Genomic DNA, 25,030 nt, shown 5'->3' with positions numbered 1-25,030 from the left:
TCACCTCATTACTTCCTTTCGGTCATCTGTTGCCATTGTTCCATTTCGATCCGTTTAGCTCGTTCATAGCGAGCCATTAACTCCTCTTCCTGTTTCTGATAATCTGCTTCAGTTATTTCCCCTTGCTCATAAATCGTTTGTAAGAGGACAAGCTTTCGTTGAATGGTTGAAATATCATACCACTCTTTATCCACCTCTTCCTTTACCTTCTCCCCGATCTTGGTTAAGACATTGATAGGTGCTGTAGCAATTTTGTGCAACATTTGATTAACTCTCCTCCACTGTCAATCGAATATTAACAAAATTATACGCTGGCCACGGACCACTATATTTAAAGTCTACTTTATCCTTCCATTTTTCATGTGCTTCATTTACCAATTGATCAAATGCTGTTTCGTTGTTACGGTCGACTAAAAAAGATGCGTTCAGTAGCATTTTCTCGCCAACTGGATCATTTATTTTTGATGCTTCGGCATTCGATTCAAGAGGAGTATAAACATCCTGTTCTATTTCTTTACTTATAGAAGAAAAGATCTCCTGTGCTGCTCCACCTAGCTGAATCCGTTCATAGTATCCAGCGTCTACTGTTTTACCTCGAAGTTGTTCTGATAACTTTTCTACTTTCTCACTAGCATGAACCTCCGACTTGAGCCAATCTGTTTTTCCAACAACCTTTAGTCCTAGCTCCATCTTCCCTTTAATTGCGGGAAAAAGCTCTTCTAATTGTGGATAGAGATTTTCCAGTAAAACTTCTACATCCTCGACTGATTGAAACACATTTCCAAAACTGATAGGAATAACCGTGTCTTTTTCTGCCATAACCTTAGAAATTAGGTTTTGGTGCATCATCAGATTTTCTTTATTTGGATGATAAATTTTAATCGGGACCCGAGCTGCAACCATAGCTGCATCTTTATAATGGATCGTGAAGGTAGGTCTCTCTTCATTTTCTAGTAGAATATTTCCGAAATCTTCTTTTACATCTGTCTGAATTCCACAGAATATATATATACCATTTTCTTGTTGTTCTGACATAGTCTATACCCCTTTATGTTACGTAGTTTTCTTGCATAACTCTCGAATAAGATCACTTGCATCTTCGTAAGTAATCTCAAGACCTTGAACAACAGAATTACTTAACAAATCAATGCACAACTGCAGAAAGTCCTGATTTGATCCCTTGATAGGTATGTCATCATTTTTCGCTATCTTTGCTATTTGAATCGTTGTTCTGATGCTAGGTGCTCCATGTCTTTCATGAAATTCTTTTCGTACATCCTGCACCAGACTCGAAATGATAGTAGCTTCATTCTCTTCAATACCTATTTTTTCACTTAAAATAAATGTTTCTTCCTGTTTACTTTTATAACAAACATATAAGGTTATCAATCTATCTAACAAGGCATCCTGTGTTTGGTAGACCCCTGCATATTCATTTGGATTACTAGTAAATATTATATTAAACTTAGGATGAACCTTTACATACGGTCGGTTGGACTTTAATCCATATAAAGGCAATATCCCTTCTTCCAGAATGGATAGAAAAATATTATTGGTCGCTGGACGTGAACGGGAAAATTCATCATAAATGAGCGTGTATCCATTCTTCACCGCTTCAAGCAAACGACCATCTTTCCATGATTCCGTTACGGTTTCATCTTTTTTATAGACAGATCTGACATATTGATCCACTACCTTTGAACTCGTATATCCACTAAAGCTGCCAATTAAATCTTTATTGTCCAATTCATGATTACCATGCATCAACATAACAGGCCGTTTTAGTTTATTTGCCAATGCAATAGCGATCGAAGTCTTACCTGAACCAGAGGGACCAATAAAGTGGACAGGATATCCTGTTTTAACATACTTTAAGGATCTTGATAGGAGTGATTTCGTAAACTCATCTTGAATAAAAGCATTATCATTTGTTGTGATTCTCTCACTTAAAACAGTCATCTCCTCTTCCCTCCATCAACTCTAACCCTCTACTCCAACCGCACTTCTGTAACGAAGCTCTAGTCTCTTATACGAGGTAATTTCTTTATCATCGTCTAGCAAAACTTCATATGTTCCTAGCATTTCATCCTTAGCGTATTTCTTCATATATTCTTTTTCTTCCAACACCTCAATTTGCACTCTCCAACCACCTTCTTCAAGCTTTTCTACTGAAGTAATTTTATGTGGATGGGCTATATTCTCTTGAAAGAAGTCCTTGATATTCTTCATTATTTCTTTAATTTTCATGTGTTACCTCCTTCGAATGAGTAAGTGAGGGCTATAGAAGCCCTTCACTTTAAAAGCTAAATGGCGTTTCCCTTCGTTCGTTTTGCTGTGAAGGTAATCCTTCTTCTTCCACTTCATCTCTTAAGAGACCAACAGCTTCCGCATAACGCAACCAAGTGTCGACACTTGCAATAACAACTCGTGCCTCAACCGTTAATATTTCAATTCCTACCACTGAGACTCTTGCAAATGCATCGATTACTATACCCTTGTCTAAAATTCTATCTACTACTTCTGCTAGGCTTGAACTATCTGTCGTCTTCTGAATAGCCATAATTCATTCTCCTTTAATAAAATTTTTAAGAGCCTATTTTTTTGATATCCTTAGATGATTTAATTCTTGTCGAACTTTTAATATCACTTGCTCCTTTAATATCCATTGAGCTCTTAATATGTTGGATACCTTTAACATCTTGGTAGCTTTTTACCTTGTTACTTTTATTACTTGAGGAAATATCCTCCTGAAAGTTTTTCCCCGCCTCTTTCACTTTTGCTAATTTTTCTCTTACAGACAATAATACATCTTGTACCTTCTCTTTTGCTTCCTCTGCATTACCATGCACCTTTTCGGCATTTTGAGCCTTTGCTTCTCGCAAATTAGCAGAGGCGTGTTTCGCTTTATCTTGTACTTTCTCTTCAATTTTTTCTGTTGCCATTTCTTTCATTTTGTCTTTGGCCTTTTCTTTTAAAGGCTCCGGTGATTTTTCGAAAGCTTTTTTTGCTACTTTTTTGGCCGTTTTTTTAATAGGTTTATTTTTCATTGCATCCTCCTTTAATCTTTGACTAATCATTTACATGGAGAAGCTCATCTAACTTTTTCTCTATTTGATCTAAACGTTGATTAATTTGCTTGTTTTCTTGTTTTACCATTTCATATTGTGTGTTATCTTCATTTTCTGACTGATCCGATTCATTGGAAGACATGCCCGTAAGTCTTTTTTTTGGCCTTATTCAAGTAATCAGGTGTTGAATGTTGAACTACTGCCATCACCTGATGGGTAATCAGTTGTTGGACATTTCTACCTAATTCTTTTGCAATTATTTGCCCGGTTTCTGAGTTTTGAACTCTCCGGTAAAGCTGCTGAGCAGTTCCTGGATTCGATAATAATCCAACACCAGCTCCTACAACTCCACCCATTAAGATATATCCCATTGAACCTTGACCACTGTTCTGATCAATTGATTGTTGAATCTCTTGACCTGCCATGAGTAACCTCCTCTCATTAGATCGCTAATTCTGCTTTACTTCTACTAGAATTACCTTCTTCCAATGCCTCATCACGAAGCAATCCAACTGCTTCTGCATATCTCAACCAAGTATCAACACTTGCGATGACGATTCTGGCATCTACAGTCAACACCTCAATTCCTACAAGAGAAACTCTTGCATAAGCATCGATGACAATTCCTTTATCCAGGATTCTGTCAATCACTTCGGCTAAACTAGAGCTTTCCGTTGTCTTTTGTATACTCATAAGCAATACCTCCTTAGCTAAAATGGCTACTACCATTTGCAAAGTTAGTTAACCCTACCACGCTAAACCACCCTTTAAAACATGGGTTGGATAGAAGAGGAAGATAAATGGTAATTATTCCATCCATTTTTACAATCTAGAAATATTTTGTAATAGAAGAAGTAAGATATATCATGGATATCTTTGTTAAACTAAACTTTTCTGTAAGAGTTATTACAATTTCTTTACTTTTATTATTTATTTGTTTCATAAAGTCTGAAGAGAGTGGAAAGAGAGAATAAATGGAGAACAGATTTATCAGGAGGGTATTAGTGAATATAAAGTTCGAATCGTTTGCCTTATAGTTATGTATCAATACTAAAAAAACGTGAAGCAATATATACTTCACGTGTTTTAACTGATTTCCAATTATTATTTTAGACCTGTTATCTAAGCTGCCTTATTATAAACAGGTCGAAATTGTAATATACCACTTACTTGTTTCCGCCCTATCATTACCAGAAAAATTTAATATCCGCCGTATCCACCTGCATACGAAGTCCCTACAATAATTAAAAGAATAAACAAAACTACAATCAATGTAAATCCTGAACCATAACTTTCACTCATCGATATTGCCTCCTTTCAACCGTTATATTAGTAACATATTAATTATTAACATAAACGGAAGGGCGTTTGTACGTATCCATGCTTTTTTTATTGTAGTATGTACACAATACCCTTTGTTTCTTACACTATGTTGTTTTAATGTAACAGCCCTAATGTGCCATCATCTCATGGGCAATGTCACGTCCATCCATTTCTGTTGGATAATAAGTAGGCCAATTTGTCACTTCATCTAAAAGAGCTTCTCGATCATCTCCCCAATAGAGATGGTAATGGTCTGCTTTAGTCGGAAAAATACTATGGTCACTAAATTGGATATATTGCGGAAGTTCTTCCACGTCTTCTACTCGTTCATAAATAAATCTTACCCCTCTATTACCAGCTTCATAGTTTAATATCTCGTACCCATCATACGTATACTCCGCAGAATTTTCTTCTCCGTTTTCAAAAAATGACACAAGATTTTCTTCAATCACTACTCGGTCTAGATTTGTCTCATATCCTATCTGATAATATTCCTTGTACTCTTCGTCATTCATTTCATCGCTATGTTCTGCTTTATGTTCGAATACTTCATCTAGTGTCCCATCTTGAAGATAAGGATAGACTGATTGCCAATCTCCTTCCCAATCGGAAAGCTCGCGATCTTCTATTTGACTGTCCTCAAAATAACCATCATAAATTTCTTGTGTTTCCTCATCGTGTGAATGATCATGTTCGTGGTCATGTTCAGATTCTTCCTCCTGTTTATGCGCGTTATCCTCTTCAGTTTCATTACTGTGATCATGCGTCTCTTCTGCGTCCACATTATTTTCCTCAGATTGCTCATTAGCAGCATCTGAATTCTGACACCCAACTAACAACATTAATCCAAATACTACGAAACTAAACCCTTTTACCAATGAAAATTTCATCATTACATTCTCCTTTTCTTAAATCGTAATCATTACGCTTTATGATTATATATGTTAATAGAAGGATCGTCAAGAAATATTTGGTAAACATTTATAAAATAATTGAAAAATGCCCATCATCCATGGTTTCTAACGGATGATGGGCTACATATTATTTTTAGTAGATATTAATCGACCTTTATCTAAGAATCCCGCTTACTTAAATACCATTCTTTTCACCTGTTTCACATAAAAATATCGTACAATAGTGAAATAAAGAATTTGAATGATCGCGAAACTTCCTAATACAAGGGCAGATTCGACCATTAAGTTGTAATCAAACAAATGAGATAATGCAGTCAGCGCAATGGCTCCATGAACTAGTGCGACAACAATTGGCGAGAAGAATAAAATGGCAATTTCCCTGTTTACGATCTTTTTTAACTCAGATTCTTTCAAACCAATCTTGGCAATCGAAAGGAACTTGCGCTTTTCCTCATCCAAATCAGTGAATAACCGGAAGTAAAGAAAGCTGCCAGCGGAAACAAAGAAGACAATTCCAATAAATAATCCAATAAATAATATCGGTCCATACGCTTTTTCAATTTCATAAAGGGTATAGTCAACAGAATATGCTTTATACTGTAATTGTTCATTTAATTTCCTTCCAGCTTCAATCACTTGATCGGTTTGCCCTTCTTTTGCTTTCCATACGGCCCTCCAGTCAGTATTTACCGGTGTTTCGAGCTTTTCGTAGGCTTTGTCGTTAATCACATAATAGGCACTGTACTCCGACATGACTGAAGTCGATACTACATGACTGGGATCCAGTTTTTCTCCATCTTCCAATGTGATCTTTGACTCCATCAATCTTTCACTCGCCTTGGTTCCCTGTGAGATCATAGCATCACTCTGTTCAACTACAATCGCTTTGTTTGGTTCCGGATGAAGTTCTTTCGCTTCGATCAATGACGCAAAGTAATTATAATCAGAAGCTCTTATAATAAGTACACTATTAATTTGCTCAGACAGCTCATAATAGTTTAACTCCAATTTACCCATTTGCGCTTCGATATTTTCCTCCTCTAAAACAGTGTTGATTTTACGAATATCTCCCTCAATCACTTCTTCACTATCATCCTTCCATGGCGAATACGTAAAGGTATATAGGTTCATATCCTTTGCACCTTTCGTAAGATACGAATGAAATCCGTACAATGAACCTATCGCGCTAAAAGCAACTGTAGAGATAATGGCGACCATAAAAAATGTCCTGGCATTATCTTTCATTCGAAAAGATAGATCAGAAAATAAGAGCATATTCGTTTTTCGCCAGAAGATCGATTTGTTACTTTTCATGCGACGAATAATATACACACTAAGTTGTGTGAATAAGAGATAAGTTCCAAGTGTCACAACTAAAATAACTGGAACCATCGCAAAAACCACAGCAGCTTCTCTCACACTTATGGCAGTGACGTAACCAGCAATAAGCAGAATTGCAGCTATGATCGATAGAATAATGGAAGCTTTTGGCTCTCCTTTTGACTGCTTATCTCCTTTAATTAATTCGGTCAATTTATTCGTACGCAGAATAAAAGAAACAAACAAGGATATACAGAAAAACAGAAAAATAAAGCTGACAAACGTAATCGTAATTGCCAATGTTGGAAAATAAAAATCCAGTGATTCACTAATGATCAGAACATTTTCAGCAATTAATAAAATCGCTTTAGCGAATACTAAGCCAATCAGAATACCCCCAACAGTGGCAATAAAACCAATTATAATATTCTCCAAAAATACCATTAACCGGATTTGTTTATTGGTAGCTCCGAGCATCATTAACAAACCAAACTCTTTCTTTCTTGACTGTAAAAAAGAACTCATCGAATATAGAACGAAAAAGAATGAGAAAACATATATAATGCTTCCAGCAACAGCCATTCCAAACAATGCATTTTGATTAATAGACCCTTCTGAAAACGCTGGATGAAAGGCAAAGATAGCAAAGGTGAAAAACACCATCACGGTGAACATGCTACTGAGGAAATAGGCAATATAAAGTCGCTTGTTCCTTAGTACATTATTAAGAGCGAACTGACGAAAAGTCATTACCGTCGCCCCCCATCAGCGAAAGCATGTCAATTATTTTATGAAAAAACGCTTGTCTACTCTCTCCACGGTGAATTTCTGAGTGAAGCTTCCCATCTCTGATAAAAATGACGCGATCTGAATAGCTTGCAGCTTGTGCATCATGGGATACCATTAACAAGCTTGTTTGTTCCTTCTGATTAATTGACACAAGCATATTCATTACATCCTCGGACGATTTTGAATCAAGGTTACCTGTTGGCTCATCGGCTAACAGTAATTTAGGCTCATGAATCATCGCTCTTGCAATGGCTACCCGCTGCATTTGACCACCTGATATTTCGGTTGTTCGTTTATTCATGATCGACGAGATACCAAGACTCTCAGCAATTTGATCTGCTCTTTTCTTCATTTCTCTTACACTCGTACCATCTAAGGTAAGGGGCAGGACGATGTTCTCCTCGACCGTCAACGTATGCAGTAAGTTAAAATCCTGAAATATAAATCCTAATTGATTTCTACGGAATTTAGCTAACGCATTTTTTTTCAGTTTTAATGGATTCTTCCCTTCCATTTCTATGTTTCCAGTTGTTGGTTGATCATTTGTGGAAATAATATTAAGTAATGTCGTCTTACCACTTCCCGATGGACCCATTATGGCGACAAATTCACCTTTTTCTACTTCTAAATCGATATCTGTTAGTGCACGATAAGCTACTTTTCCCTCGTACACCTTACTTACTTTTGTAAGTTTAAGCATAATCAATCTCCTCTCAAATCTTCTATTTAAAAGTATAGCTTAAGTATGTTTCGGCAAACTATCGATTATGCTTTCACGAAGCTTACATCTTTGTAAGGTTTTGCGAACGGGAAAAAACAATTCGAACGGTCGTACCTTCTCCGACTATTGAATCTAATTCCAACTTGTGTTCTAACTTTTCTGCAACTTCTTTTACCAAATAAAGCCCCATACCTGTTGATTCCCGGTATTTCCGGCCATTTTCACCGGTATAGAATTTGTTAAAAATTCGTTTTTGATCGGCAACTGGAATTCCAATTCCGAAATCTTGAATTTCTAACACCGCTTTTGAAGATCTCTGATAAAGAGCAATTTCAAGATGCTTTGTTTTACCAGTAGAGTATTTTACAGCATTATGTATCAGTTGAGTTAATAAGAAAAAGAGCCATTTTTCATCGATTTCGACCGTGATGCCTTGTTGCTCTTCCCTTAGTTGAGGATATACTTCATTGCGTATATAAAAACGCTTATTTTCCTGATTGACTTCATTTATCAGCTTAGAAAGGTGGACAGGTTTAATGTGAAAATCTTCGGTAATCGTTCGAAGTCTAGCCATATAAAGCACCGTATTTAATCCTGTGCGCATTCGGTCAGTTTCCTCTCGCATACTTGAAGACTCCGGTTCATCCAATGATTGTGCCGTTAGTTCGATAACAGATAAAGGGGTTTTCATTTGATGAACCCAGCGATCCATAAAAAGTAAATGTTCATCCTGTCTCTCTTCCGCTTTTTGAAGCTGTTCGGTATAAAGACGATATTGTTCTAATAGGAGTTGATCAAGAGCTTGTGAGAGTGGGGCTTGTTCCGTAGTCTCAAGAGAGTCATCCAAATTTCCCATTTGGTTCTGTAACCTTTGATAGAATTTTTTTCTACTAATATACTTATATATAAGATATAAAGTTATAAAAAATAAATAAAGGAAGGCAGCGTATATACTTACACCAACACCTCGATAGCCATCCAACCAAAACAGTAGTGGCACTGTAACGCACAAGATCAGCTGCATCACAATCAGTAACAAGTGTTCACGTAAAAATAGTTTCATACTTCTTCCTCTTTCCAGGTGATTCTCAACCGGTATCCCGCTCCTCTAACTGTTTCAACAGCACCTTCCACGCCGAGCTCTTTAAATTTTTTCCGCACTCGTGTTATATTCACATTTAAGGTATTTTCATCGACATAGGTTTGGTCATCCCAAATTTTCTCTAATAAATCTTGTCGTCCCGCAACACGCGGATAGCGTTCAAGTAAACTTTCTATGATATCTGTTTCTTTTTTAGTTAATTGTGCTATTCCTATTTTGAAATGCAATTCATAACGCTCTGGATATAGGGTAAGGCCATGTTGGGTTAGTACTCTTTCTTCTAGCTTAGCTGCGTATTCACCATATGCACGACGCAGTTGACTTCGGATTTTTGCCATAACAATATCAGGGTGAAAAGGTTTTGTAATAAAATCATCCCCTCCATTGTCGAGTGCCATGACTTGATCCATTTCCCCTGTGCGAGCTGATATGAAAATCACTGGACAAATCGACTCTTTTCTAATTTGTCTGCACCAATAATATCCGTCATAACTAGGTAAGTTAATATCGAGTAGCAACAGATCGGGTGCTGTTTCTCGAAAAGTAGTCATTATCTCCTCAAAATCAGTAGCAATCACAGATTGGTATCCATATTTATCTATAAAGGAACCTAAGTAGTCAGCGATTTTCCTATCATCTTCAACTATCATGATTTTTGTCATATATATTTCACCGACCTTTTCTTTATCTTTGTATCGTATATGCCTATCATAACATGTTTTGGACAGATGAATTGTGAGAGAACCCTCTCCTACTAAACTATGAACGATGTTTTGAGAACAACGAATAGGATCCACTAAATATCGCAATTAATAAGGCCGCTATTGGGAACACAATCCAATTAATACGCCACATGTCATATATGAAACCACTAATTAAAAAGACAATCACAGCTAAAGGCATTAAAATGGTTGCAATGGCATCATCGAAACGATTATGTTTTTGAGCTGTTTTTCTATCTAGTAGAGGCTTCTCTAAGAGTTTTGAATACGCACTTCGACTCATACCAAAATAAATCAGTATGTGAATGGCAAACGCTACGATTGTTAACAATATCACTACCCCAAAGATAACCATACTTTCATTTATCAATATAGTGATGAGAAGAATCGATGGTGACAAAATAATCAGAACAACAGCAACTATAATAGCTGTTACAAACTTCGGGTGTTCCTTCTGTTTTTTTGCTGCAATTTTGTCTTTTAAGTACCTAGGTAGTTCCACATCTATTTGCTGATATACATATTTCCACTTATTCATCTTCATCCCCGCATAGATAAACAAACCAACCGCTAACGCTACTACTAATAAAAAGAAACTAATACCTATAGTTAGAGCTATACCGGTGCCCATATAACCAAACTCAGTAAATCCAGTAAACAGGACAATTAGGGCCGATCCTAAAATACATAGCAGTGTACCTAAGCCAATCCATTTGGCTGCTATTCGATTGGACTGAAGAAATGCATCAACCTCTTCTTCCGATAGTGATTTCTTTGATTCTTGCTTTTGTTCCCGGGAAATATCATATGCTTCCATAATTTCATCGATATTACCAAATTCAGCGATCACAATACCAATTGCTTCATTCTCCGTTTTCCCGTCTTGTAACAGTTCATAATACTTCTCTTCCATATTCGCCAAAATTTCATCACGTAATGCTTTCATTTCTTCTGTTTTCGGAAGTGAAGCAAACATGTTATCAATATAATTTTCAATCGTCTCCATTAGCAAAATCCTCCTTGATAAATTGGTTTATCACTTCTTTTGTCAGTTCCCATTCATAACACTTTTCCTGATAATATTCTAATCCTGTTTCCGTAATGTTGTAATAAGTTCTTTTTTTTCCAAATGTCTGTTGTTGATGAAATGACTCAATGTATCCTTTCTTTAATAATCTATTAAAAGCTGAGTATAAAGTTGTTTCTTTTATTACATACTTTCCATCAGATAGCTCCTTAATTCTTTTAGAAATCTCATATCCATAGGATGGCTTTTCTAAAAGTAAATAAAGAATGATGGTATCATTGTATCCACGAATCACATCACTACTTATCACAAAGATAATCCTCCTCTCAAAACTTACTTCACCTGTCGTAGTAATTTAAGAATAACACAATTACTACGACAGGTGAAGTAAATTATTTAAAAAAAGGAAAGCTATTGTGCAGCTTTCCTTTTTTATACTATTAAAATGCTTTTGTTAAGCCTATCGTTTTTTCGATAATGACTAAGGCTATCACAGAGATAAGAATAAACACCACCGAAACAGCATTAATGACAGGATCAAACGTTTGCTCGACATAATTGAAGATTCGTACCGGGACCGTGACAAATTGAGGCGAAGACACGAATACACTTACCGATACTTCTCCAAATGACGTTACGCCTGCAAACACTGCTCCAGCCATAATCCCCGGCTTAATGTTTGGGACCGTTACTTTGAAAAACGTTCGAATTGGTCCTGCACCAAGACTCATTGATGCCTGTTCTAGTATTGGATCAAGGTTTGACATACTTACCCCAACCGATCTGATTACAAATGGAAACACAATGACAGCATGTGCAATGATTAATGCTGTCAATGTCCCAAACCAGCCCATTGCTGTTCCCTGATATAAGAAAGCAATACCTAGAACTACATGTGGAATCATCAATGGGGACATCATCATTGCTTGCAGTGCTTGTTTGCCCGGGAAATTCAAACGGCGTATAGCAACTGCAGCAGCTGTCCCTAAAGTAACCGTTATGGGTGTTACTATCAATACTAAAAGTACACTTGTCCATAATGTTTCCAACCAAGCGCTACTCGTAAACAATTCCACATACCACCTGATCGAAAAGCTTGTCGGGGGGAACTCTGGGTATGCATTCGGACTGAACGATGATAGGACGATAATCAAAACAGGAATCGTCATAAACAAATAGACAAGACTACCGAACAGCCAAATCATAGTGGTTCCAAGATTAAACTTTTTTGATTGGTTGTTTGATTTAGCCATAGACTCTCTCCTCCCAACGACTTAATAACCACCCTAAAAACAACACACAAATAGCTACTATCACAAGTAATGTAAAGGATAATGCTGCTGCAAATGGCCAGTTTGAGATTTGTACAACCTGTTGATATATCGTTAATGGAAGTAATGGCTGCATCCTACCCCCGATTAATAAAGCCGTAATATAACTCCCAGCAGCTAGAGAAAATACAATGACAAAACCAGATATTAAACCCGGAATAGATAATGGTAAAGTTACTTTTATAAAGGTTTTCCACCTATTCTCGCCAAGGCTCATCGAAGCACTTTTCAACTTCGGATTCATATCACCAAGCGTATTAGCGATCGGTAAAGCTGCAAACGGTAATAGAACTTGGACTAAAGCGATCACAACAGCAGTCAGGTTCCAAAGCATTGGGAGCGGTTGATCAATGATATTTAAATTTACTAAAACTTGATTGATCATCCCATTTTGTGCTAATAAAACGATCCATGCAAAACTGAGTACCACCATGCTAATTAACAATGGCATGATCAGTAATATATAAAGAAAAGTTCGCAAACCTGAGTGCCTGGCGTTTACTAACATATAAGCTGCTGGGTATGCCAAGATCATGCAACATAGGCCGGTTATAAAGGCCACCCCTAAAGTAGTTCCAATTGTCTTCACGTAAGTTCCAGATTGAAAGACCTCGATATAATGCTGAAATGTATAAGTCTCCTGGATGTTAAGATAACTGTCTACTTCACGAAAGCTTACTTCTGCTAGCATTACTAACGGTGTTACCAGAAAAAATAATAATAATAGAATGGTTGGAATTAACAGTCCCCAGTAAAAAGCTTTTTGTCGGTCTGATTTCATAATCGTTTTCAACATAGCTCGTTACTCCTTATCTGCCAATGGAATAATGTCTGTTGAATTCCAATATAGATACAATGTTTCTCCTGGTTGTGGTGGCTCTTCAAACACTGTATCAGAAATATGAAGGAGAAGGTCACCTTGCTCAGCTAAAGATGCATGAACACGAAGCGAGTCGCCAATATAATTTGTATGAACAACCGTTACCTCTACTTCGTTACTTTCCTTGTTGCCTTTTGCACCAGCCACTTGAATACGTTCCGGACGTAGCATCATAAGTGATTTATCTTCATTATTTGTGTCCAAATCATAAGCAGACTCCAATAATAAAGCCTGGTTCTTAGCAACTTTATGGTGTTTGGCAGCAAATGTTCCATCCATACCTGCTTCTACTTCAAAAATATTAACCTGTCCAATAAATTCAGCAACAAATCGATTTTTTGGTTGTCGATAAATCGTTAATGGGGCATCTACCTGTTTAACATGGCCGTCGCCTAAAACACCAATACGATCAGATAAACTTAGTGCTTCCTCTTGATCATGGGTAACTAACACTGTCGTAATCCCTATCCGTTGTTGTAACAAGCGTAATTCCGTTTGCATTTCTTTTCTTAATTTGGCATCTAAATTACTTAATGGTTCATCCAGCAGTAAAACGGATGGCTCAATTGCAAGTGCACGAGCAATTGCAACCCGTTGCTGCTGTCCACCACTTAATTGATGAGGCATCCGTTTTGTAAACTCTTCTAAATGGACTAACTTTAAAACTTCTTCTACTTTTTTCTTAATTGCTTTCTTTGACATTTTTTTCACCTTTAATCCATAGGCGACATTATCAAAGACACTTAGATGTGGAAACAAGGCGTAATTTTGGAATACCATACCAATCTTACGCTGATAAGGGGGAAGATTTGTGACATCCTTCCCATTAATCGAAACAGAACCTGTAGTAGCTGGCAAAAATCCTGCAATTATATTTAGTAGAGTTGTTTTACCACAGCCACTGGGACCAAGTAGGGAGAAAAACTCCCCTTCCTTGATCGTGAGATCCACTTGGTTCAAAGCTGTATTATCTCCAAATTGTTTACTGATCTCTTTTACGGTAATACTCATTATTGTCCTCCATCAAAAGTAGTACTCCAACGTTGTGTTATATCGTTTAATTTCGGAGTTAATGCTTCATAGTCTACCCATGTTAAATCTTGATAAAATTCTTCACCTACTTGAACACGTTCACTTAAACTTTCGCTATATTCAACATTTTCATTTGTCATTCCATAATAAGAAAGCTCCGCAAAAGCTCCTTGTACTTCTGGAGATGACAGGTAATTAACTAAATCATATGCATTAGCCAAGTTCGGTCCTCCTTTTGGAATAACCCAGCTAGCAACTGCTGCTACTGGTCCGTCTTCCGGGTAGGTGAATTCAACATCTAAACCAGCATCCTGAAGTGCAAATACGCGTCCATCCCAGAACGGTATTGCTGATATTTCACCACGCTCCAATAATGTTTGGATAGTCCCTGGATTATCTGGATAGGCAACGGTATTTGGCTGTAATTCTGCCAGTTTTTCAAATGTGGCATTAATACCCTCTTCAGTTGATGCATCTCCATCAACTGTATTCATTACACCAGAAAAGAACTGTAGGCCGGCCGAATAGGAAGGTGAAGATATACCAAGTTGCCCTTCAAATTGCTCGTCCCATAAGTCTTCCCAGCTTTCTGGTTCAAATGGAACAAGGTCTGGTCGGTAAGCAATACCTAATTGCCCCATACTAAATCCAGCCGCATAAACGTCATCTTCTACTGTAAACCTTTCATTTACAGAGTCATAAATGTTTTCGATATTTGGAACCTGCTCAGGATTAAGTGGTTCCAATAAATCACCTGCAACAGCGCGTTCAATCGTATCCGGCTGAAAGATCAGTACATCATATTGTGCATTTTCTCCGCCTGAAGATTTTAGATTGGAAAACCAGTTTGCGTCAGCCCCTGCTTCAACAATCACTTCAATACCTGTTTCCTCTTCATACTGTTCTAAACCTGCTTCCATAATTTGCTTTTCCCAATTACCACCATAGACACCAATAACCACTTCATCTGTCTCAGGTAATTCACCTGCATTTTGCTCTTCTTCTGTATCACCGCCACAAGCGGCTAAAACGATTCCAGTTAATAAAATGACTAATAAGATAAAATGTGCTCTTTTTCTCATGTTGTCGACACTCCTTTGTGTAATTTGATTGTGCTGCATGCTAGTACAAGATGTTAACCTATTTAATTTTTCCAAAGATTATAAGTGATCCCACGCCTCTTCTAAATCTGCTGATGTAACAGCTTGATCCTGTAACTTGTCTTTTAAATAGTTTTGAATGGCTATCTTTTGATACCAGCGCTCAGTAGGAGGCAATGTGTGCAATTTTTCAATCAATTGATCCATCACATCCACTGGCCAATGCTGCTCAAATTGTTCTCTATTACTGCCTAAATCGAATTCATTAGTTGTATTTGGTTGGTATTGCGCTCTGAGTTGTGCTGTTTTCGCTTTATTTAGGGTATGGTGACTGGATGTACCATCTGTTTCGATAACCACACCATACTTACTTTTTGCTGTTTCCACACTAATTAGTCCCATTTCAACTTCTCGTAACACAAGCTCTGCTTCCCTCTTATAAGGTAATCCCCAGCCCCCGCCACTCGCAGTTCGAATACTTACCACATCACCAACTTCTGGTGTTAATACATTAATTTTTGTAAGTTGCTTTTCGTTAGGTGCATCTGGATTCAGTACTACTCCACCAAGAGAACCCGCTTCTCCACCAAAAAGTCCCCATGGTTGGAATTTCAATCGCTCCATTCCTCGGGCTGTCACAATCGAATCTGGACGCCTTATTTCAAAATCTAATCGAATCGCATGGCCACCTCTACTTTGACCAACTCCTGCTGTATTTGGCATTAACTCATAGCGATGTACCAATGTATCGATATGTTGTTCCAAGCTTTCAATTGGTGTATTTTTCAGAAATCCGGAAGAATGATCAATTCCATCAATCCCATCAAAGTCATAGTGGCCACCGCCACCCCCACCAAGCGGTTCCACCACAGCCATATTTCGAGATCCGCTTGATTTCTCCTGTGTGGAAAGTACAACAATAGCTGCCTGACCAGCACCGGCTGACGGAATTTTATCCGGTATCGCTTTTGCTAACGCACCAAGTATTGTGCTGTACATCCGCATCGTAATACTATGACGCACACCTACTGATGCCGGGTATTCAGGGTTCACGATCGTACCTTTAGGTGCATGAATACGCACTGGGTTTAGGATCCCACCATTTATAGGTATATGTGGATCTTCACTAATAATAAAGTTAATAAGTCCTTGTAACAAAAAGGAATGTCTGCTCCCGTTCGTCACTAAATTGAATGCAGATTTCACCTGTGGGTCACAACGCGACAAATCAACATCAATACTACTGCCATTTACCGTCAAATCAACAGCTAACCGAATCGGATGTTCGGTAACCATATCGTCATCTAAATAATCATGAAAACTGTAGGTCCCATCAGGTATTTGTAAAATAACTTTTCTTGCACGTGTCTCACTTTGATCCATAAGATCTTGAATGGCAAACTCGATATTCTGCACTCCAAACTTGTCGACCATACTCATTAAACGATTTTCCGCTGTATTAACAGCCGCCACCATGGCATTAATATCTCCATAGTTGAGGTGGGGTACGCGACTATTAGCATCTAACATTAATTTAATATCTGGATTCAACGAGCCCTTGCGATAGATTTTCACTGGCGGAATACGTAGACCTTCCTGGTGAATATCGGATGCTGTTGGGGAAATACTTGCAGGAACAAGCCCACCAACATCACTGCAATGGACGAACGACCATGCATAACTAATTAAGGTATCACCAGCGAAAACCGGCTTAATAATATGGACATCAGGCAAATGTGAGGCAAGACCATTTGTTGTATATGGATCATTGGTGATAACGATATCCCCTTTTTCTAATGGACCACATTCTTCCAACGTTCTTTTTAAGCTTAGCCCTAGAAAAATGGTAACCCCTACGGAACGTGGGTAAACATAGAAGTCACCTTCTGGTGAAGCTAATGCGGTCGCAAAATCGGCTGATTCTTTTACAAATGTAGTATAAGATGTACGTTCAATCACATGTCCCATACTGCTTGCAATCGCGTGAAAATAGCTTCGCATAATTTCTAAATTAGCTGGATCTGTTCTCAAATTAATGACCTCCTTTCTCGTTAGATAAGATTAAGTGACCATATGAATTTACCTTAGCTGTCCAATTTGGTAAAACAACGACAGTAGAGTCATGTTGCTCAATAATTGCTGGCCCTTTAATCTTATGACCATACGTAAGCTCCGTTCGTGTATAAACCGGGGCTTGATACAGGTCACCTTTTAACATGATTTGTCGCTCTGTTGTGGAAACAGGATTTTCCAGTGATTGTTCTAATTCTTGATTGACTACTTTTGGAGGTTTTCCTACGATTCTAACATGAGCATTGATCATTTCAATGGAAGCATCCTGGTTACTATGTCCATACTGATTAAAATGAAGCTGATGAAACTGATCTCTAATCTTTTCCTTTTCCCCTTTTTCTAACCATTCCAACTCGATTGGTACTTCGATTTCATATGCTTGATGCTGATAACGCGCATCAAGTGTATAGGTTAACTGTTGATCCTGTAAGTTTTCTACTTGCTGAGAATTCAGCCATTTTAACGCCTGTTCTTCTAATTGCTTAAAACGATCGCATAGTTCATCGATTGAAATATCATTCAGTAACACCTGTTGGGTCATAATTTCATCATGAATAAAATCAGCATTTAGTGCTCCTGAAGCACAAAGTGTACCAGGCAAAGGCGGTATTAATACTTCATTAACCTGGATTTCTTCTGCTAAGAAATTAGTTAAGACTGGTCCTGCTCCACCATAACCTAATAAGGCAAATTCACGAGGATCAAAGCCGTGATGCTCCATAATATTGTTCACTTCAGCAAACATATTGGCGATCGCTACCTGAATCATACGGTCCGCCGTTTCCTCAATCGTTAATTTTAAGTGTTCTGCAATCGGTTTAACTGCTAGTTTTGCTTTTTTGATATCGAGTTCAAACCCACCACCAGCAAACGATTCCGTATTTAAATAGCCACATATTAAAAAGGCATCTGTCAAAGCAGGTTTATCACCTGTTCCATAACATGCTGGACCAGGAGTAGACCCTACTGAATCAGGTCCAACTTTTAGCATCCCACCATTATCAATCCAAGCATATGAGCCGCCACCAGCACCTACTGAAAACATCGAAACAGATGGCAACATAACGGGGAATCCACCTAAATGATTGTTACCTGTATAGGTTGGATTACCATTTTCTATAATCGAGATATCGGCACTCGTTCCTCCTACATCGAATGTAATAACATTTTCGTAACCTGCTTTCTTCACCATGTCTTGTGCACCAATAACTCCTGCTGCAGGTCCTGAGAATAAGGTTCTAACGGGATATTTACTAGCTGTTTCAATATTCATAATACCGCCGTTTGATTGGGTAATGTATGGAGTAGCCGGCACAGCCTCTCCTTCAAGTCTTCTCTTTAAGTGCTTAAAATGATGTTCTATTTTTGGTTGAACATACATATTTAAGATGGTCATCATCGCCCGTTCATATTCTCTCATCTGTGGCCATAATTCAGATGATAGATTTACTTTTACTTTCGGCAAACGCTCAGCTATCCTTTTTTTGACTTGCTGTTCATGAACAGGATTTATATAACTATGCAAAAAGCAAACAACTACCCCATCAACATTCGCTCGTTCAATCTCATCTATTTTCGTTTCAAGATCATTATCATCTAGAGGTCGGACCACTTTTCCATCATGCTGTAATCGCTCCTTCACGGTAAAAACGAGATCACGAGGAATTAGTGGCTCTGGATGACGAGATCTAAAATCATAGGGAACTGGTAAACGCAACCTTTGGAAACTTAACATATCGCGAAATCCATCTGTCACAATAAAAGCAACCTTTGCTCCATTACGCTGGATGATCGTGTTTAATCCGATCGTTGTTCCATGAACAAAATATTCGATATCCTTCGTGTCAATACCGCTCTCTTTTAAGGCTTCCAGACCATTGGTTATCCCTTGCGTCGGATCTTCTGAAATGGTCGGTGTTTTTTTGCTTATAATCTCCCCATTGTTTTGGTCAATCAAAACTAAATCAGTGAACGTACCACCAATATCTATTCCTAGACGAAAGCGATTTTTCGCCATAAAATCTCTCCTTTAATGTATGTAATAATCGTAGGTGCATGAAACTAACTATATATTCCGATAATTCCTACTTATCTAGTAAGTTTTAGAATAGCTTAAGAAGTTCTGTTTTTCAAGTTATTGAACTGTCACTGATTAGCTTCAAATTTATTACAAAATTTTATGCATACCATTCGATTTTAATAAACTTTTTAAAGAAAAATAATTATACAAAAGTTATACAAAAAGTAGTTTGATATTACTACGACAGGGTATAAAGAACTAAACAAGAATACAATTACTTTTATATAAAGAGGAGCACTATTATGTTAAGCACCCTACCAACAACTGTTATTTCAGACAATTTAAAATTAGAGGCAATCTATCAAAATCTTGCTATTATTCAATTTGATACCGATTGTAAAGTAGTAGATGTCAATGACTTATTTAGAAAAACGATGAAGTTCGATACAAATGAACAAATGCTTGGTAAACACCACAAAGAATTCTGTTTTGATTCATTTACGAACAGCATTGACTATAAATATTTTTGGAGAAGGTTATTAAATGGTGAAACGCTTCAGGATAAGATTAACCGTAAAGATGCTCTAGGAAATTCTATCTGGTTAGAAGCAACTTATATGCCAACCTTCGAAAATGGAAGAGTCGTTGGTGTATTAAAAGTAGCGACAGATATTACAGAAAGACAAACAAACATACAAAATTTTGTCCAACAACTGCAAGTAACCTCCCATAATCTTTCTGAAAGAGCAAATAGCGGCTTAATTAATCAGGAGGAGTTAAATACGATGATGGAGAAAATGGAACAGATATCTAATCAGAATACGAATACTTTAAGTGATCTTCAACAACAAGCTAAGGATATACAAGGGATCGTCGAAACGATCAAAAATATAGCTTCGCAAACGAATTTATTATCTTTGAATGCGGCAATTGAAGCAGCACATGCTGGTGAACACGGAAAAGGATTTGCAGTGGTCGCACAAGAGGTTCGTAAACTATCAAATAAAGTTGAAGATTCGATCTCAGAAGTCAATAATAATGTTACAAATATCACTAATGAAATTGGAAATATTTCTAATGGGGTCATGCACATACAAGAAGATATAAAAAGCGGAATTGGAAAAATACACAATGCAACAGATGATTATCAAATGGTTGCCAAAGCCTCTGAGACTTTAACTGAAGATGCGGATAAACTGAGCACTATCGTTTGAAGTTATACTTTTAGAATTGTTGATTACTGATGAGATCTCATCGGGAGATTGTGCCTCGATTTCTGTTAAGATACCGATGAGATTGCTCCTCGTCGGCATTTTGTCTCTTGATTCCCGCTATTATCCCGATGAGACTGTTCCTCATCGGCAGTTTGCTCCTTGTTTTCCGCTATTATCCCGATGAGACTGTTCCTCGTCGGCAGTTTGCTCCTTGTTTTCCGCTATTATCCCGATGAGATCACTCCTCATCGGCAGTTTGCACCTTGTTTCACCTTATAATGCCGATGAGATCACTCCTCATCGGCAGTTTGTACCTTTTCTCACGTTATAATGCCGATGAGATACTCCTCATCGGCAATTCATACTTTGATTTCTACTGAAGCCACGATGAAACCCTTATTCATCGGGAGTTGTTTTAACTTAATAATTCTAATTGTTCTCTTCTCTCTTGTTCATTCAAAAAATCTGTTAAAAACTCTCTGCTTTGATATAATCTCTCTTTGACCTCCTGCTTAGGGATATTCATCAATAAACTGATGTCTTCGGCAGATACGGAACAAACATGTGTCAATCCTATAATAATCCTATCTTCAGTGGAAAGAAGACAAACTGCTTCATTCACTATAGAAGTGTTACTTTGCAATCTGCTTATTATCTTGTTTCTTTTAACAAGTAATGAGTCTTTTACACAAAGGACCAGATGTTGATAGAGGCTATATGAATTTATTTCTCTGATGTTGCCTTTCTCGTATATGGTGAGAAAAACATTAGCTGTGATTTCTTCTGCTACGGATCGATCATTCACAAGTAAGTAACAGAATTGATAGACCTTTGCTTGATACTTTTTCAAAAATGCTTTAAAAATAAATTTATCTCTGAAGGAAAACTGTAACGATTGTTTTAGCATGTTTATTCCTCCACAAATTCGAGATTCTCAGCAATTTTTATTAAATCTTCCTTCGTGAATTCCGGGTTATTAGATAATATAGAATAACGAATCCCCTCTTCATCCCAGACAAGGTTTTGAATAACATCGTCTGTATATGTAGCACTTAGCCCACGAACTTCTAAGTTTTCTCCCTCACCGAAACCTAAAGATGCTGCCTCCTCTGGTGCCTCAAACGAAGTTAAAGTGAATTGTAAAATGTCATCCTTTATAAATTCTTGGTTTGCTTCCGTCCTGTCAAACTCCTCCATCTCATATTTGTCTATTCCATACAACTTATAGTCTTTACTCGTCAATATCGGTTGATCATAAACTTCTACTAATTCAGCTATTGTTGTCTCTTCAGTAAGGTCCATTTCTTCTATAGGTTTGACGTCAACACCATCTGGTAGATCTATAGTAAAGGTTGAAGTCTCAAATGAAGGATTAATTTCCAAGTCAGTAACTGTATAATCTACTGTTATATCATCATTTTGAGACACAGTTCTGATAATGAACCAATTCTCTTTATCAATCCAATACTCTTCAGTTCCTCTAATCGTACCTTCTTCTTTAGGAGTTGCTTTTATGTGATGCGTATCAAAGCCGTTGATCTCCTCATTGCCCACTACTTCAATATCATGTGTTTCTCTTATCAGCTTTAAAGTGTTTTCAACTTCTTCCCTCGGTGACTGACCAATTAATGTATCATTTGGATCCAGTGCTTCCATTGTATAAGCCTCTTCCTGTAAACTTGAATAGTGAATGATCTCTTCACCGTCATTTACGCTCATTGAAATGTCACCATTTGCTGTTTCAGATATTGTTTTTATTCGATTATTTTCTTTGTCTGTCCATTGCTCTAAAATCGAATCATCGATTTTTTCCTCACCTTTATATACAACTAATTGATTTTTTGTATAATATCCGTTAATATCATCCGTCACTTCTACTGCCTTTGCCACTATTTGATCTGGAGAATACTGGTCAAATCCCTCTGTTGAACAAGCTGCTAAAAGCAATCCGAAACTTAAAACCAATAACATTTTCCAACTATTTTTCATTCGATTCGTTTCCTCTCTCTATTCGAAATTTCATTACGATGATGGTTCCTCTGTTTTCTATTGACCACAACTTTAATTCTCCTTGATGTTTTTCTGCAATTCGTTTGGCAATATTTAATCCTAATCCAGTATTCTTTGTCTGATTAGATGTTCGTGCCTCTTCTCCTTGGAAAAATGGCATAAAAATAGATTCTTTATCCTGAATTGCTGGACCATCATTTTGTACAAGAAGAATGCCGTGCCCTTCTCTAAATTGATCAATTCCTTCTCTTGCTTCGGAAAATACCCAATCTGGTAGTGGTTGCATAGCGTCTACCGCAGCAAGTCCAATTGTCATTCCTTGTGGTGTAAACCTTAAAGCATTACTCATTAAATTATCCAGGTATCGCACCATCTGTTGATCATTCATATCACACGTTCCATCAACAGCATTCGTTTTTACCAAATGAACCTGCTGCTTTTTTGCTAGCTCATCATAGCCTTCAAATAACATTTCAAAAAATTCCTCTGCATCCACATTCGTTAATTCGATATCATACTGTGAGGATTGAAGTTTCGCATACAGAGTCAGATCCTCAATCATACCTTTTATATGAATAGATTTATTCTTCAGGATTTGCAGATACTCTTTTCGTTCTTTGTTTGTTAAACTATCCTCATCTTGTAAAGCTTCAGCATATGCTTGAAGAGAGGTTAATGGTGTTTTTATATCATGTGAAAAAGAGGCCATCATTAGTTGCTTTTCTTCTTGCTCTTGTTTTGCTTGGAATTGTGCCGTCTTTATTTCATCTTGCATTTGTTCAAAATGTTCCATCAATTTACCGATCTCATCTTTTTTCTTATCTTGAAAATAGGTAGGTTCTTGGGTTGAAGAAAAGTTCGACATACCTCTCATCAATTTGTTTAGTGGTCGGTTAAGTTTTCGATTCAGCATAAAAATAACTACTATGTAAACGATCAGAAACAGGGCGAATGATAAAAATATCATAATATTCCGCCTATTTTGTATTCCCTCGACCCATTCTGAACGATCCACACTTACTTCGTATATGCCAAGAATTTGATCGTTCTGATAAACCGGCTTTTTGACTGTTAAAGAATCATAGGACAAGTCGTATTGATAAAGATTTTTAAAAAGTTCAGGTCGATCAACTTGAATTAACATTTTACTTTCATCTTCGGACTGATAGATACGCAAACCGTCATAACGATAAAGTGCAATAGTAATATCAGTTGTTTTCAGTTCTGGGGATAATTTCTTCTCTATATTACTCCCAAGACTATTTTGATATAGAGTAGGTGACTGTAATTCTTCTTCAATCGATTCCATTCGTTCATATAATTCCAAGGTATCTGTCAGTTCTTTAGACTGATTCCATTCTTGAACTAAGATAAAAAAACCATATGCGGCAACTAGCGGAAGTAACATCACAATTAAATAAGAAATAATTAACCATGTCCGTATTTTCATACGATCTGTGCTCCGATAAACCGATAGCCCGTTCCCCAAACGGTTTCAATCCATTTTGGCTCTTTCATTCGTTCTCCCAGTTTATTTCTTAAGCTTTTTATATGAACATTAATCGTGTTGTTTCCAACGCCTTCCACTTCGCCCCAAACATGCTGATATAATTCAGATTTTGTAAATGTTCTGTTGGGATGATGAATAAACAATTGTAGTAAAGCAAATTCCTTCGAGGTTAAAGATATCTCTTTGCCACTTATGCTTACATGTCGTTGTTTTATGTCAAGGACCAGCTCATTATTAAATTTCAGTTGATTGGATTTTGGTTTGATCCCCTGATATCGTTGGTATCTTCGTAAATGTGATTTCACACGTGCCATTAGCTCAGTTAGACTAAAAGGTTTCGTAATATAATCGTCAGCACCCAGGTCCAGTCCCTTGATTTTTGCTTCTTCTTCTAGCTTTGCACTAATGATCAATAATGGAATGTCACTATTCAATCGAATATTTTTACAAAGTTGAAAGCCATCCATTTCTGGAAGCATCAAATCGACAAGTACTAAGTCATAATTTGCTTGATTAAAATCCTCCCAGCCTTCTTTTCCAGTTGATGCCCAGGTGACCTCCATTCCTTGGCGAAGAAGATGATCTCGACAAATTCTGGCAATCTCTTTATCATCTTCTACAAGTAATATAGAAACCATGGTTATTACTCCTCTCACACTATCGATTGTATAATAATTTTCTTTGTTGATTTAAAATTTAATAATTATTTTATAATTGTATATAGATGGAATACTTTTGTTCCTTGATTAGTGTAGCATTCAGCGCTCTATTAGGACCAGCTTTAACATAGCTAAATCTTCCACGCCATCCTCTGTAAAAGTGCTACTTCTGTCTATATTTTTAGCCTAGCTAATTATGAAAAAATCTAATTTAG

28 protein-coding genes are annotated in these 25,030 nt (G+C 37.2%); 1 reads left to right on the top strand and 27 read right to left on the bottom strand.

Going from position 1 to position 25,030, the window contains the following annotated elements; all coding sequences use genetic code 11:
• Positions 1-8: 8 nt before the first annotated feature.
• The 23 genes from BN3107_RS04425 to BN3107_RS04325 all read right to left on the bottom strand — a co-directional run bounded on the left by BN3107_RS04425 (position 9) and on the right by BN3107_RS04325 (position 19,419).
• Complete coding sequence (locus BN3107_RS04425) at positions 9-263, bottom strand: gas vesicle protein GvpG (protein WP_058306420.1); 255 nt, start codon at positions 261-263, stop codon at positions 9-11.
• A gap of 4 nt (positions 264-267) precedes the next feature.
• Positions 268-1,035 carry a GvpL/GvpF family gas vesicle protein gene (locus BN3107_RS04420; RefSeq protein ID WP_058306419.1) on the bottom strand — a complete coding sequence of 256 codons (768 nt, stop codon included), beginning with the start codon at positions 1,033-1,035 and terminating at the stop codon, positions 268-270.
• Positions 1,036-1,053: 18 nt separating this feature from the next.
• On the bottom strand, positions 1,054-1,959 hold the full coding sequence (gene gvpN, locus BN3107_RS04415; protein ID WP_058306418.1) for a gas vesicle protein GvpN: 906 nt from the start codon (positions 1,957-1,959) through the stop codon (positions 1,054-1,056).
• A 21-nt stretch (positions 1,960-1,980) separates the two neighbouring features.
• Positions 1,981-2,247, bottom strand: coding sequence for a gas vesicle protein GvpO (gene gvpO / locus BN3107_RS04410; protein ID WP_058306417.1), 267 nt, complete (start codon positions 2,245-2,247; stop codon positions 1,981-1,983).
• Between the two features lie 49 nt (positions 2,248-2,296).
• Positions 2,297-2,560 carry a gas vesicle structural protein GvpA gene (gene gvpA, locus BN3107_RS04405; protein ID WP_058306416.1) on the bottom strand — a complete coding sequence of 88 codons (264 nt, stop codon included), beginning with the start codon at positions 2,558-2,560 and terminating at the stop codon, positions 2,297-2,299.
• Between the two features lie 25 nt (positions 2,561-2,585).
• The gene (gene gvpQ, locus BN3107_RS04400; protein ID WP_058306415.1) at positions 2,586-3,047 is read right to left on the bottom strand and encodes a gas vesicle protein GvpQ; all 462 of its coding nucleotides are present in this window, start codon (positions 3,045-3,047) and stop codon (positions 2,586-2,588) included.
• Positions 3,048-3,069: 22 nt separating this feature from the next.
• Complete coding sequence (locus tag BN3107_RS19755) at positions 3,070-3,210, bottom strand: hypothetical protein (RefSeq protein WP_156416108.1); 141 nt, start codon at positions 3,208-3,210, stop codon at positions 3,070-3,072.
• Complete coding sequence (locus BN3107_RS04395) at positions 3,197-3,493, bottom strand: hypothetical protein (RefSeq protein ID WP_058306414.1); 297 nt, start codon at positions 3,491-3,493, stop codon at positions 3,197-3,199. The genes BN3107_RS19755 and BN3107_RS04395 overlap by 14 nt, the downstream gene beginning before the upstream one ends.
• Positions 3,494-3,509: 16 nt before the next feature.
• Entirely contained in the window at positions 3,510-3,761 is a 252-nt protein-coding gene (gvpJ, locus tag BN3107_RS04390) for a gas vesicle protein GvpJ (RefSeq protein ID WP_058306413.1), read from the bottom strand.
• 507 nt (positions 3,762-4,268) lie between these two features.
• Positions 4,269-4,370, bottom strand: a complete 102-nt coding sequence (locus tag BN3107_RS19315) for a YjcZ family sporulation protein (protein ID WP_077065050.1) — start codon at positions 4,368-4,370, stop codon at positions 4,269-4,271.
• A gap of 149 nt (positions 4,371-4,519) precedes the next feature.
• Positions 4,520-5,281 carry a metal-binding protein ZinT gene (locus tag BN3107_RS04385; protein WP_058306412.1) on the bottom strand — a complete coding sequence of 254 codons (762 nt, stop codon included), beginning with the start codon at positions 5,279-5,281 and terminating at the stop codon, positions 4,520-4,522.
• 195 nt (positions 5,282-5,476) lie between these two features.
• Positions 5,477-7,375, bottom strand: a complete 1,899-nt coding sequence (locus BN3107_RS04380) for an ABC transporter permease (protein WP_058306411.1) — start codon at positions 7,373-7,375, stop codon at positions 5,477-5,479.
• On the bottom strand, positions 7,350-8,114 hold the full coding sequence (locus BN3107_RS04375) for an ABC transporter ATP-binding protein (RefSeq protein WP_058306410.1): 765 nt from the start codon (positions 8,112-8,114) through the stop codon (positions 7,350-7,352). The genes BN3107_RS04380 and BN3107_RS04375 overlap by 26 nt, the downstream gene beginning before the upstream one ends.
• 82 nt (positions 8,115-8,196) lie before the next feature.
• Positions 8,197-9,198, bottom strand: a complete 1,002-nt coding sequence (locus tag BN3107_RS04370) for a sensor histidine kinase (protein ID WP_058306409.1) — start codon at positions 9,196-9,198, stop codon at positions 8,197-8,199.
• Positions 9,195-9,899, bottom strand: coding sequence for a response regulator transcription factor (locus BN3107_RS04365; RefSeq protein WP_058306408.1), 705 nt, complete (start codon positions 9,897-9,899; stop codon positions 9,195-9,197). Before BN3107_RS04365 ends, BN3107_RS04370 begins: the two co-directional genes overlap by 4 nt.
• Before the next feature lie 97 nt (positions 9,900-9,996).
• Positions 9,997-10,965, bottom strand: coding sequence for a permease prefix domain 1-containing protein (locus BN3107_RS04360; protein ID WP_058306407.1), 969 nt, complete (start codon positions 10,963-10,965; stop codon positions 9,997-9,999).
• Entirely contained in the window at positions 10,952-11,296 is a 345-nt protein-coding gene (locus BN3107_RS04355; protein WP_058306406.1) for a PadR family transcriptional regulator, read from the bottom strand. The genes BN3107_RS04360 and BN3107_RS04355 overlap by 14 nt, the downstream gene beginning before the upstream one ends.
• Positions 11,297-11,426: 130 nt before the next feature.
• Positions 11,427-12,239, bottom strand: a complete 813-nt coding sequence (locus BN3107_RS04350) for an ABC transporter permease (RefSeq protein WP_058306405.1) — start codon at positions 12,237-12,239, stop codon at positions 11,427-11,429.
• Positions 12,232-13,113, bottom strand: coding sequence for an ABC transporter permease (locus BN3107_RS04345; protein ID WP_231735252.1), 882 nt, complete (start codon positions 13,111-13,113; stop codon positions 12,232-12,234). Before BN3107_RS04345 ends, BN3107_RS04350 begins: the two co-directional genes overlap by 8 nt.
• A gap of 6 nt (positions 13,114-13,119) precedes the next feature.
• Positions 13,120-14,211 (bottom strand): ABC transporter ATP-binding protein, encoded by a 1,092-nt coding sequence (locus tag BN3107_RS04340; protein WP_148434662.1) that lies wholly within the window; start codon positions 14,209-14,211, stop codon positions 13,120-13,122.
• Positions 14,208-15,311 carry an ABC transporter substrate-binding protein gene (locus tag BN3107_RS04335; protein ID WP_058306403.1) on the bottom strand — a complete coding sequence of 368 codons (1,104 nt, stop codon included), beginning with the start codon at positions 15,309-15,311 and terminating at the stop codon, positions 14,208-14,210. The genes BN3107_RS04340 and BN3107_RS04335 overlap by 4 nt, the downstream gene beginning before the upstream one ends.
• A 78-nt stretch (positions 15,312-15,389) precedes the next feature.
• Positions 15,390-17,360, bottom strand: a complete 1,971-nt coding sequence (locus BN3107_RS04330; protein WP_058306402.1) for a hydantoinase B/oxoprolinase family protein — start codon at positions 17,358-17,360, stop codon at positions 15,390-15,392.
• A gap of 1 nt (position 17,361) precedes the next feature.
• Positions 17,362-19,419 (bottom strand): hydantoinase/oxoprolinase family protein, encoded by a 2,058-nt coding sequence (locus BN3107_RS04325; RefSeq protein ID WP_058306401.1) that lies wholly within the window; start codon positions 19,417-19,419, stop codon positions 17,362-17,364.
• A gap of 305 nt (positions 19,420-19,724) precedes the next feature.
• Here BN3107_RS04325 and BN3107_RS04320 point away from each other — a divergent pair, with 305 nt between their 5' ends.
• A complete protein-coding gene (locus tag BN3107_RS04320; RefSeq protein WP_058306400.1) occupies positions 19,725-20,636 on the top strand; it encodes a methyl-accepting chemotaxis protein in 912 nt (303 codons plus the stop codon).
• 415 nt (positions 20,637-21,051) lie between these two features.
• Here the strand turns inward: BN3107_RS04320 and BN3107_RS04315 are convergent, their stop codons facing one another.
• The 4 genes from BN3107_RS04315 to BN3107_RS04300 are packed head-to-tail and all read right to left on the bottom strand — an operon-like array spanning position 21,052 to position 24,794.
• On the bottom strand, positions 21,052-21,543 hold the full coding sequence (locus tag BN3107_RS04315; RefSeq protein ID WP_058306399.1) for an RNA polymerase sigma factor: 492 nt from the start codon (positions 21,541-21,543) through the stop codon (positions 21,052-21,054).
• A gap of 2 nt (positions 21,544-21,545) precedes the next feature.
• On the bottom strand, positions 21,546-22,625 hold the full coding sequence (locus BN3107_RS04310; RefSeq protein ID WP_058306398.1) for an outer membrane lipoprotein-sorting protein: 1,080 nt from the start codon (positions 22,623-22,625) through the stop codon (positions 21,546-21,548).
• On the bottom strand, positions 22,615-24,096 hold the full coding sequence (locus tag BN3107_RS04305) for a HAMP domain-containing sensor histidine kinase (RefSeq protein WP_058306397.1): 1,482 nt from the start codon (positions 24,094-24,096) through the stop codon (positions 22,615-22,617). The genes BN3107_RS04310 and BN3107_RS04305 overlap by 11 nt, the downstream gene beginning before the upstream one ends.
• Positions 24,093-24,794, bottom strand: a complete 702-nt coding sequence (locus BN3107_RS04300; protein ID WP_058306396.1) for a response regulator transcription factor — start codon at positions 24,792-24,794, stop codon at positions 24,093-24,095. The genes BN3107_RS04305 and BN3107_RS04300 overlap by 4 nt, the downstream gene beginning before the upstream one ends.
• Positions 24,795-25,030: the final 236 nt, after the last annotated feature.

This window comes from Gracilibacillus massiliensis, assembly GCF_001458115.1.
Taxonomy (GTDB): domain Bacteria; phylum Bacillota; class Bacilli; order Bacillales; family Amphibacillaceae; genus Gracilibacillus; species Gracilibacillus massiliensis.
This window is presented reverse-complemented; position numbering and strand designations above follow the sequence as displayed.

What these genes read in the sequence shown, in the direction of transcription:
- BN3107_RS04425 (WP_058306420.1), bottom strand. Translation starts at nt 263, where the DNA reads ATGTTGCACAAAATTGCTACAGCACCTATCAATGTCTTAACCAAGATC.
- BN3107_RS04420 (WP_058306419.1), bottom strand. Translation starts at nt 1,035, where the DNA reads ATGTCAGAACAACAAGAAAATGGTATATATATATTCTGTGGAATTCAG.
- gvpN (WP_058306418.1), bottom strand. Translation starts at nt 1,959, where the DNA reads ATGACTGTTTTAAGTGAGAGAATCACAACAAATGATAATGCTTTTATT.
- gvpO (WP_058306417.1), bottom strand. Translation starts at nt 2,247, where the DNA reads ATGAAAATTAAAGAAATAATGAAGAATATCAAGGACTTCTTTCAAGAG.
- gvpA (WP_058306416.1), bottom strand. Translation starts at nt 2,560, where the DNA reads ATGGCTATTCAGAAGACGACAGATAGTTCAAGCCTAGCAGAAGTAGTA.
- gvpQ (WP_058306415.1), bottom strand. Translation starts at nt 3,047, where the DNA reads ATGAAAAATAAACCTATTAAAAAAACGGCCAAAAAAGTAGCAAAAAAA.
- BN3107_RS19755 (WP_156416108.1), bottom strand. Translation starts at nt 3,210, where the DNA reads ATGTCTTCCAATGAATCGGATCAGTCAGAAAATGAAGATAACACACAA.
- BN3107_RS04395 (WP_058306414.1), bottom strand. Translation starts at nt 3,493, where the DNA reads ATGGCAGGTCAAGAGATTCAACAATCAATTGATCAGAACAGTGGTCAA.
- gvpJ (WP_058306413.1), bottom strand. Translation starts at nt 3,761, where the DNA reads ATGAGTATACAAAAGACAACGGAAAGCTCTAGTTTAGCCGAAGTGATT.
- BN3107_RS19315 (WP_077065050.1), bottom strand. Translation starts at nt 4,370, where the DNA reads ATGAGTGAAAGTTATGGTTCAGGATTTACATTGATTGTAGTTTTGTTT.
- BN3107_RS04385 (WP_058306412.1), bottom strand. Translation starts at nt 5,281, where the DNA reads ATGAAATTTTCATTGGTAAAAGGGTTTAGTTTCGTAGTATTTGGATTA.
- BN3107_RS04380 (WP_058306411.1), bottom strand. Translation starts at nt 7,375, where the DNA reads ATGACTTTTCGTCAGTTCGCTCTTAATAATGTACTAAGGAACAAGCGA.
- BN3107_RS04375 (WP_058306410.1), bottom strand. Translation starts at nt 8,114, where the DNA reads ATGCTTAAACTTACAAAAGTAAGTAAGGTGTACGAGGGAAAAGTAGCT.
- BN3107_RS04370 (WP_058306409.1), bottom strand. Translation starts at nt 9,198, where the DNA reads ATGAAACTATTTTTACGTGAACACTTGTTACTGATTGTGATGCAGCTG.
- BN3107_RS04365 (WP_058306408.1), bottom strand. Translation starts at nt 9,899, where the DNA reads ATGACAAAAATCATGATAGTTGAAGATGATAGGAAAATCGCTGACTAC.
- BN3107_RS04360 (WP_058306407.1), bottom strand. Translation starts at nt 10,965, where the DNA reads ATGGAGACGATTGAAAATTATATTGATAACATGTTTGCTTCACTTCCG.
- BN3107_RS04350 (WP_058306405.1), bottom strand. Translation starts at nt 12,239, where the DNA reads ATGGCTAAATCAAACAACCAATCAAAAAAGTTTAATCTTGGAACCACT.
- BN3107_RS04345 (WP_231735252.1), bottom strand. Translation starts at nt 13,113, where the DNA reads ATGTTGAAAACGATTATGAAATCAGACCGACAAAAAGCTTTTTACTGG.
- BN3107_RS04335 (WP_058306403.1), bottom strand. Translation starts at nt 15,311, where the DNA reads ATGAGAAAAAGAGCACATTTTATCTTATTAGTCATTTTATTAACTGGA.
- BN3107_RS04325 (WP_058306401.1), bottom strand. Translation starts at nt 19,419, where the DNA reads ATGGCGAAAAATCGCTTTCGTCTAGGAATAGATATTGGTGGTACGTTC.
- BN3107_RS04320 (WP_058306400.1), top strand. Translation starts at nt 19,725, where the DNA reads ATGTTAAGCACCCTACCAACAACTGTTATTTCAGACAATTTAAAATTA.
- BN3107_RS04315 (WP_058306399.1), bottom strand. Translation starts at nt 21,543, where the DNA reads ATGCTAAAACAATCGTTACAGTTTTCCTTCAGAGATAAATTTATTTTT.
- BN3107_RS04310 (WP_058306398.1), bottom strand. Translation starts at nt 22,625, where the DNA reads ATGAAAAATAGTTGGAAAATGTTATTGGTTTTAAGTTTCGGATTGCTT.
- BN3107_RS04305 (WP_058306397.1), bottom strand. Translation starts at nt 24,096, where the DNA reads ATGAAAATACGGACATGGTTAATTATTTCTTATTTAATTGTGATGTTA.
- BN3107_RS04300 (WP_058306396.1), bottom strand. Translation starts at nt 24,794, where the DNA reads ATGGTTTCTATATTACTTGTAGAAGATGATAAAGAGATTGCCAGAATT.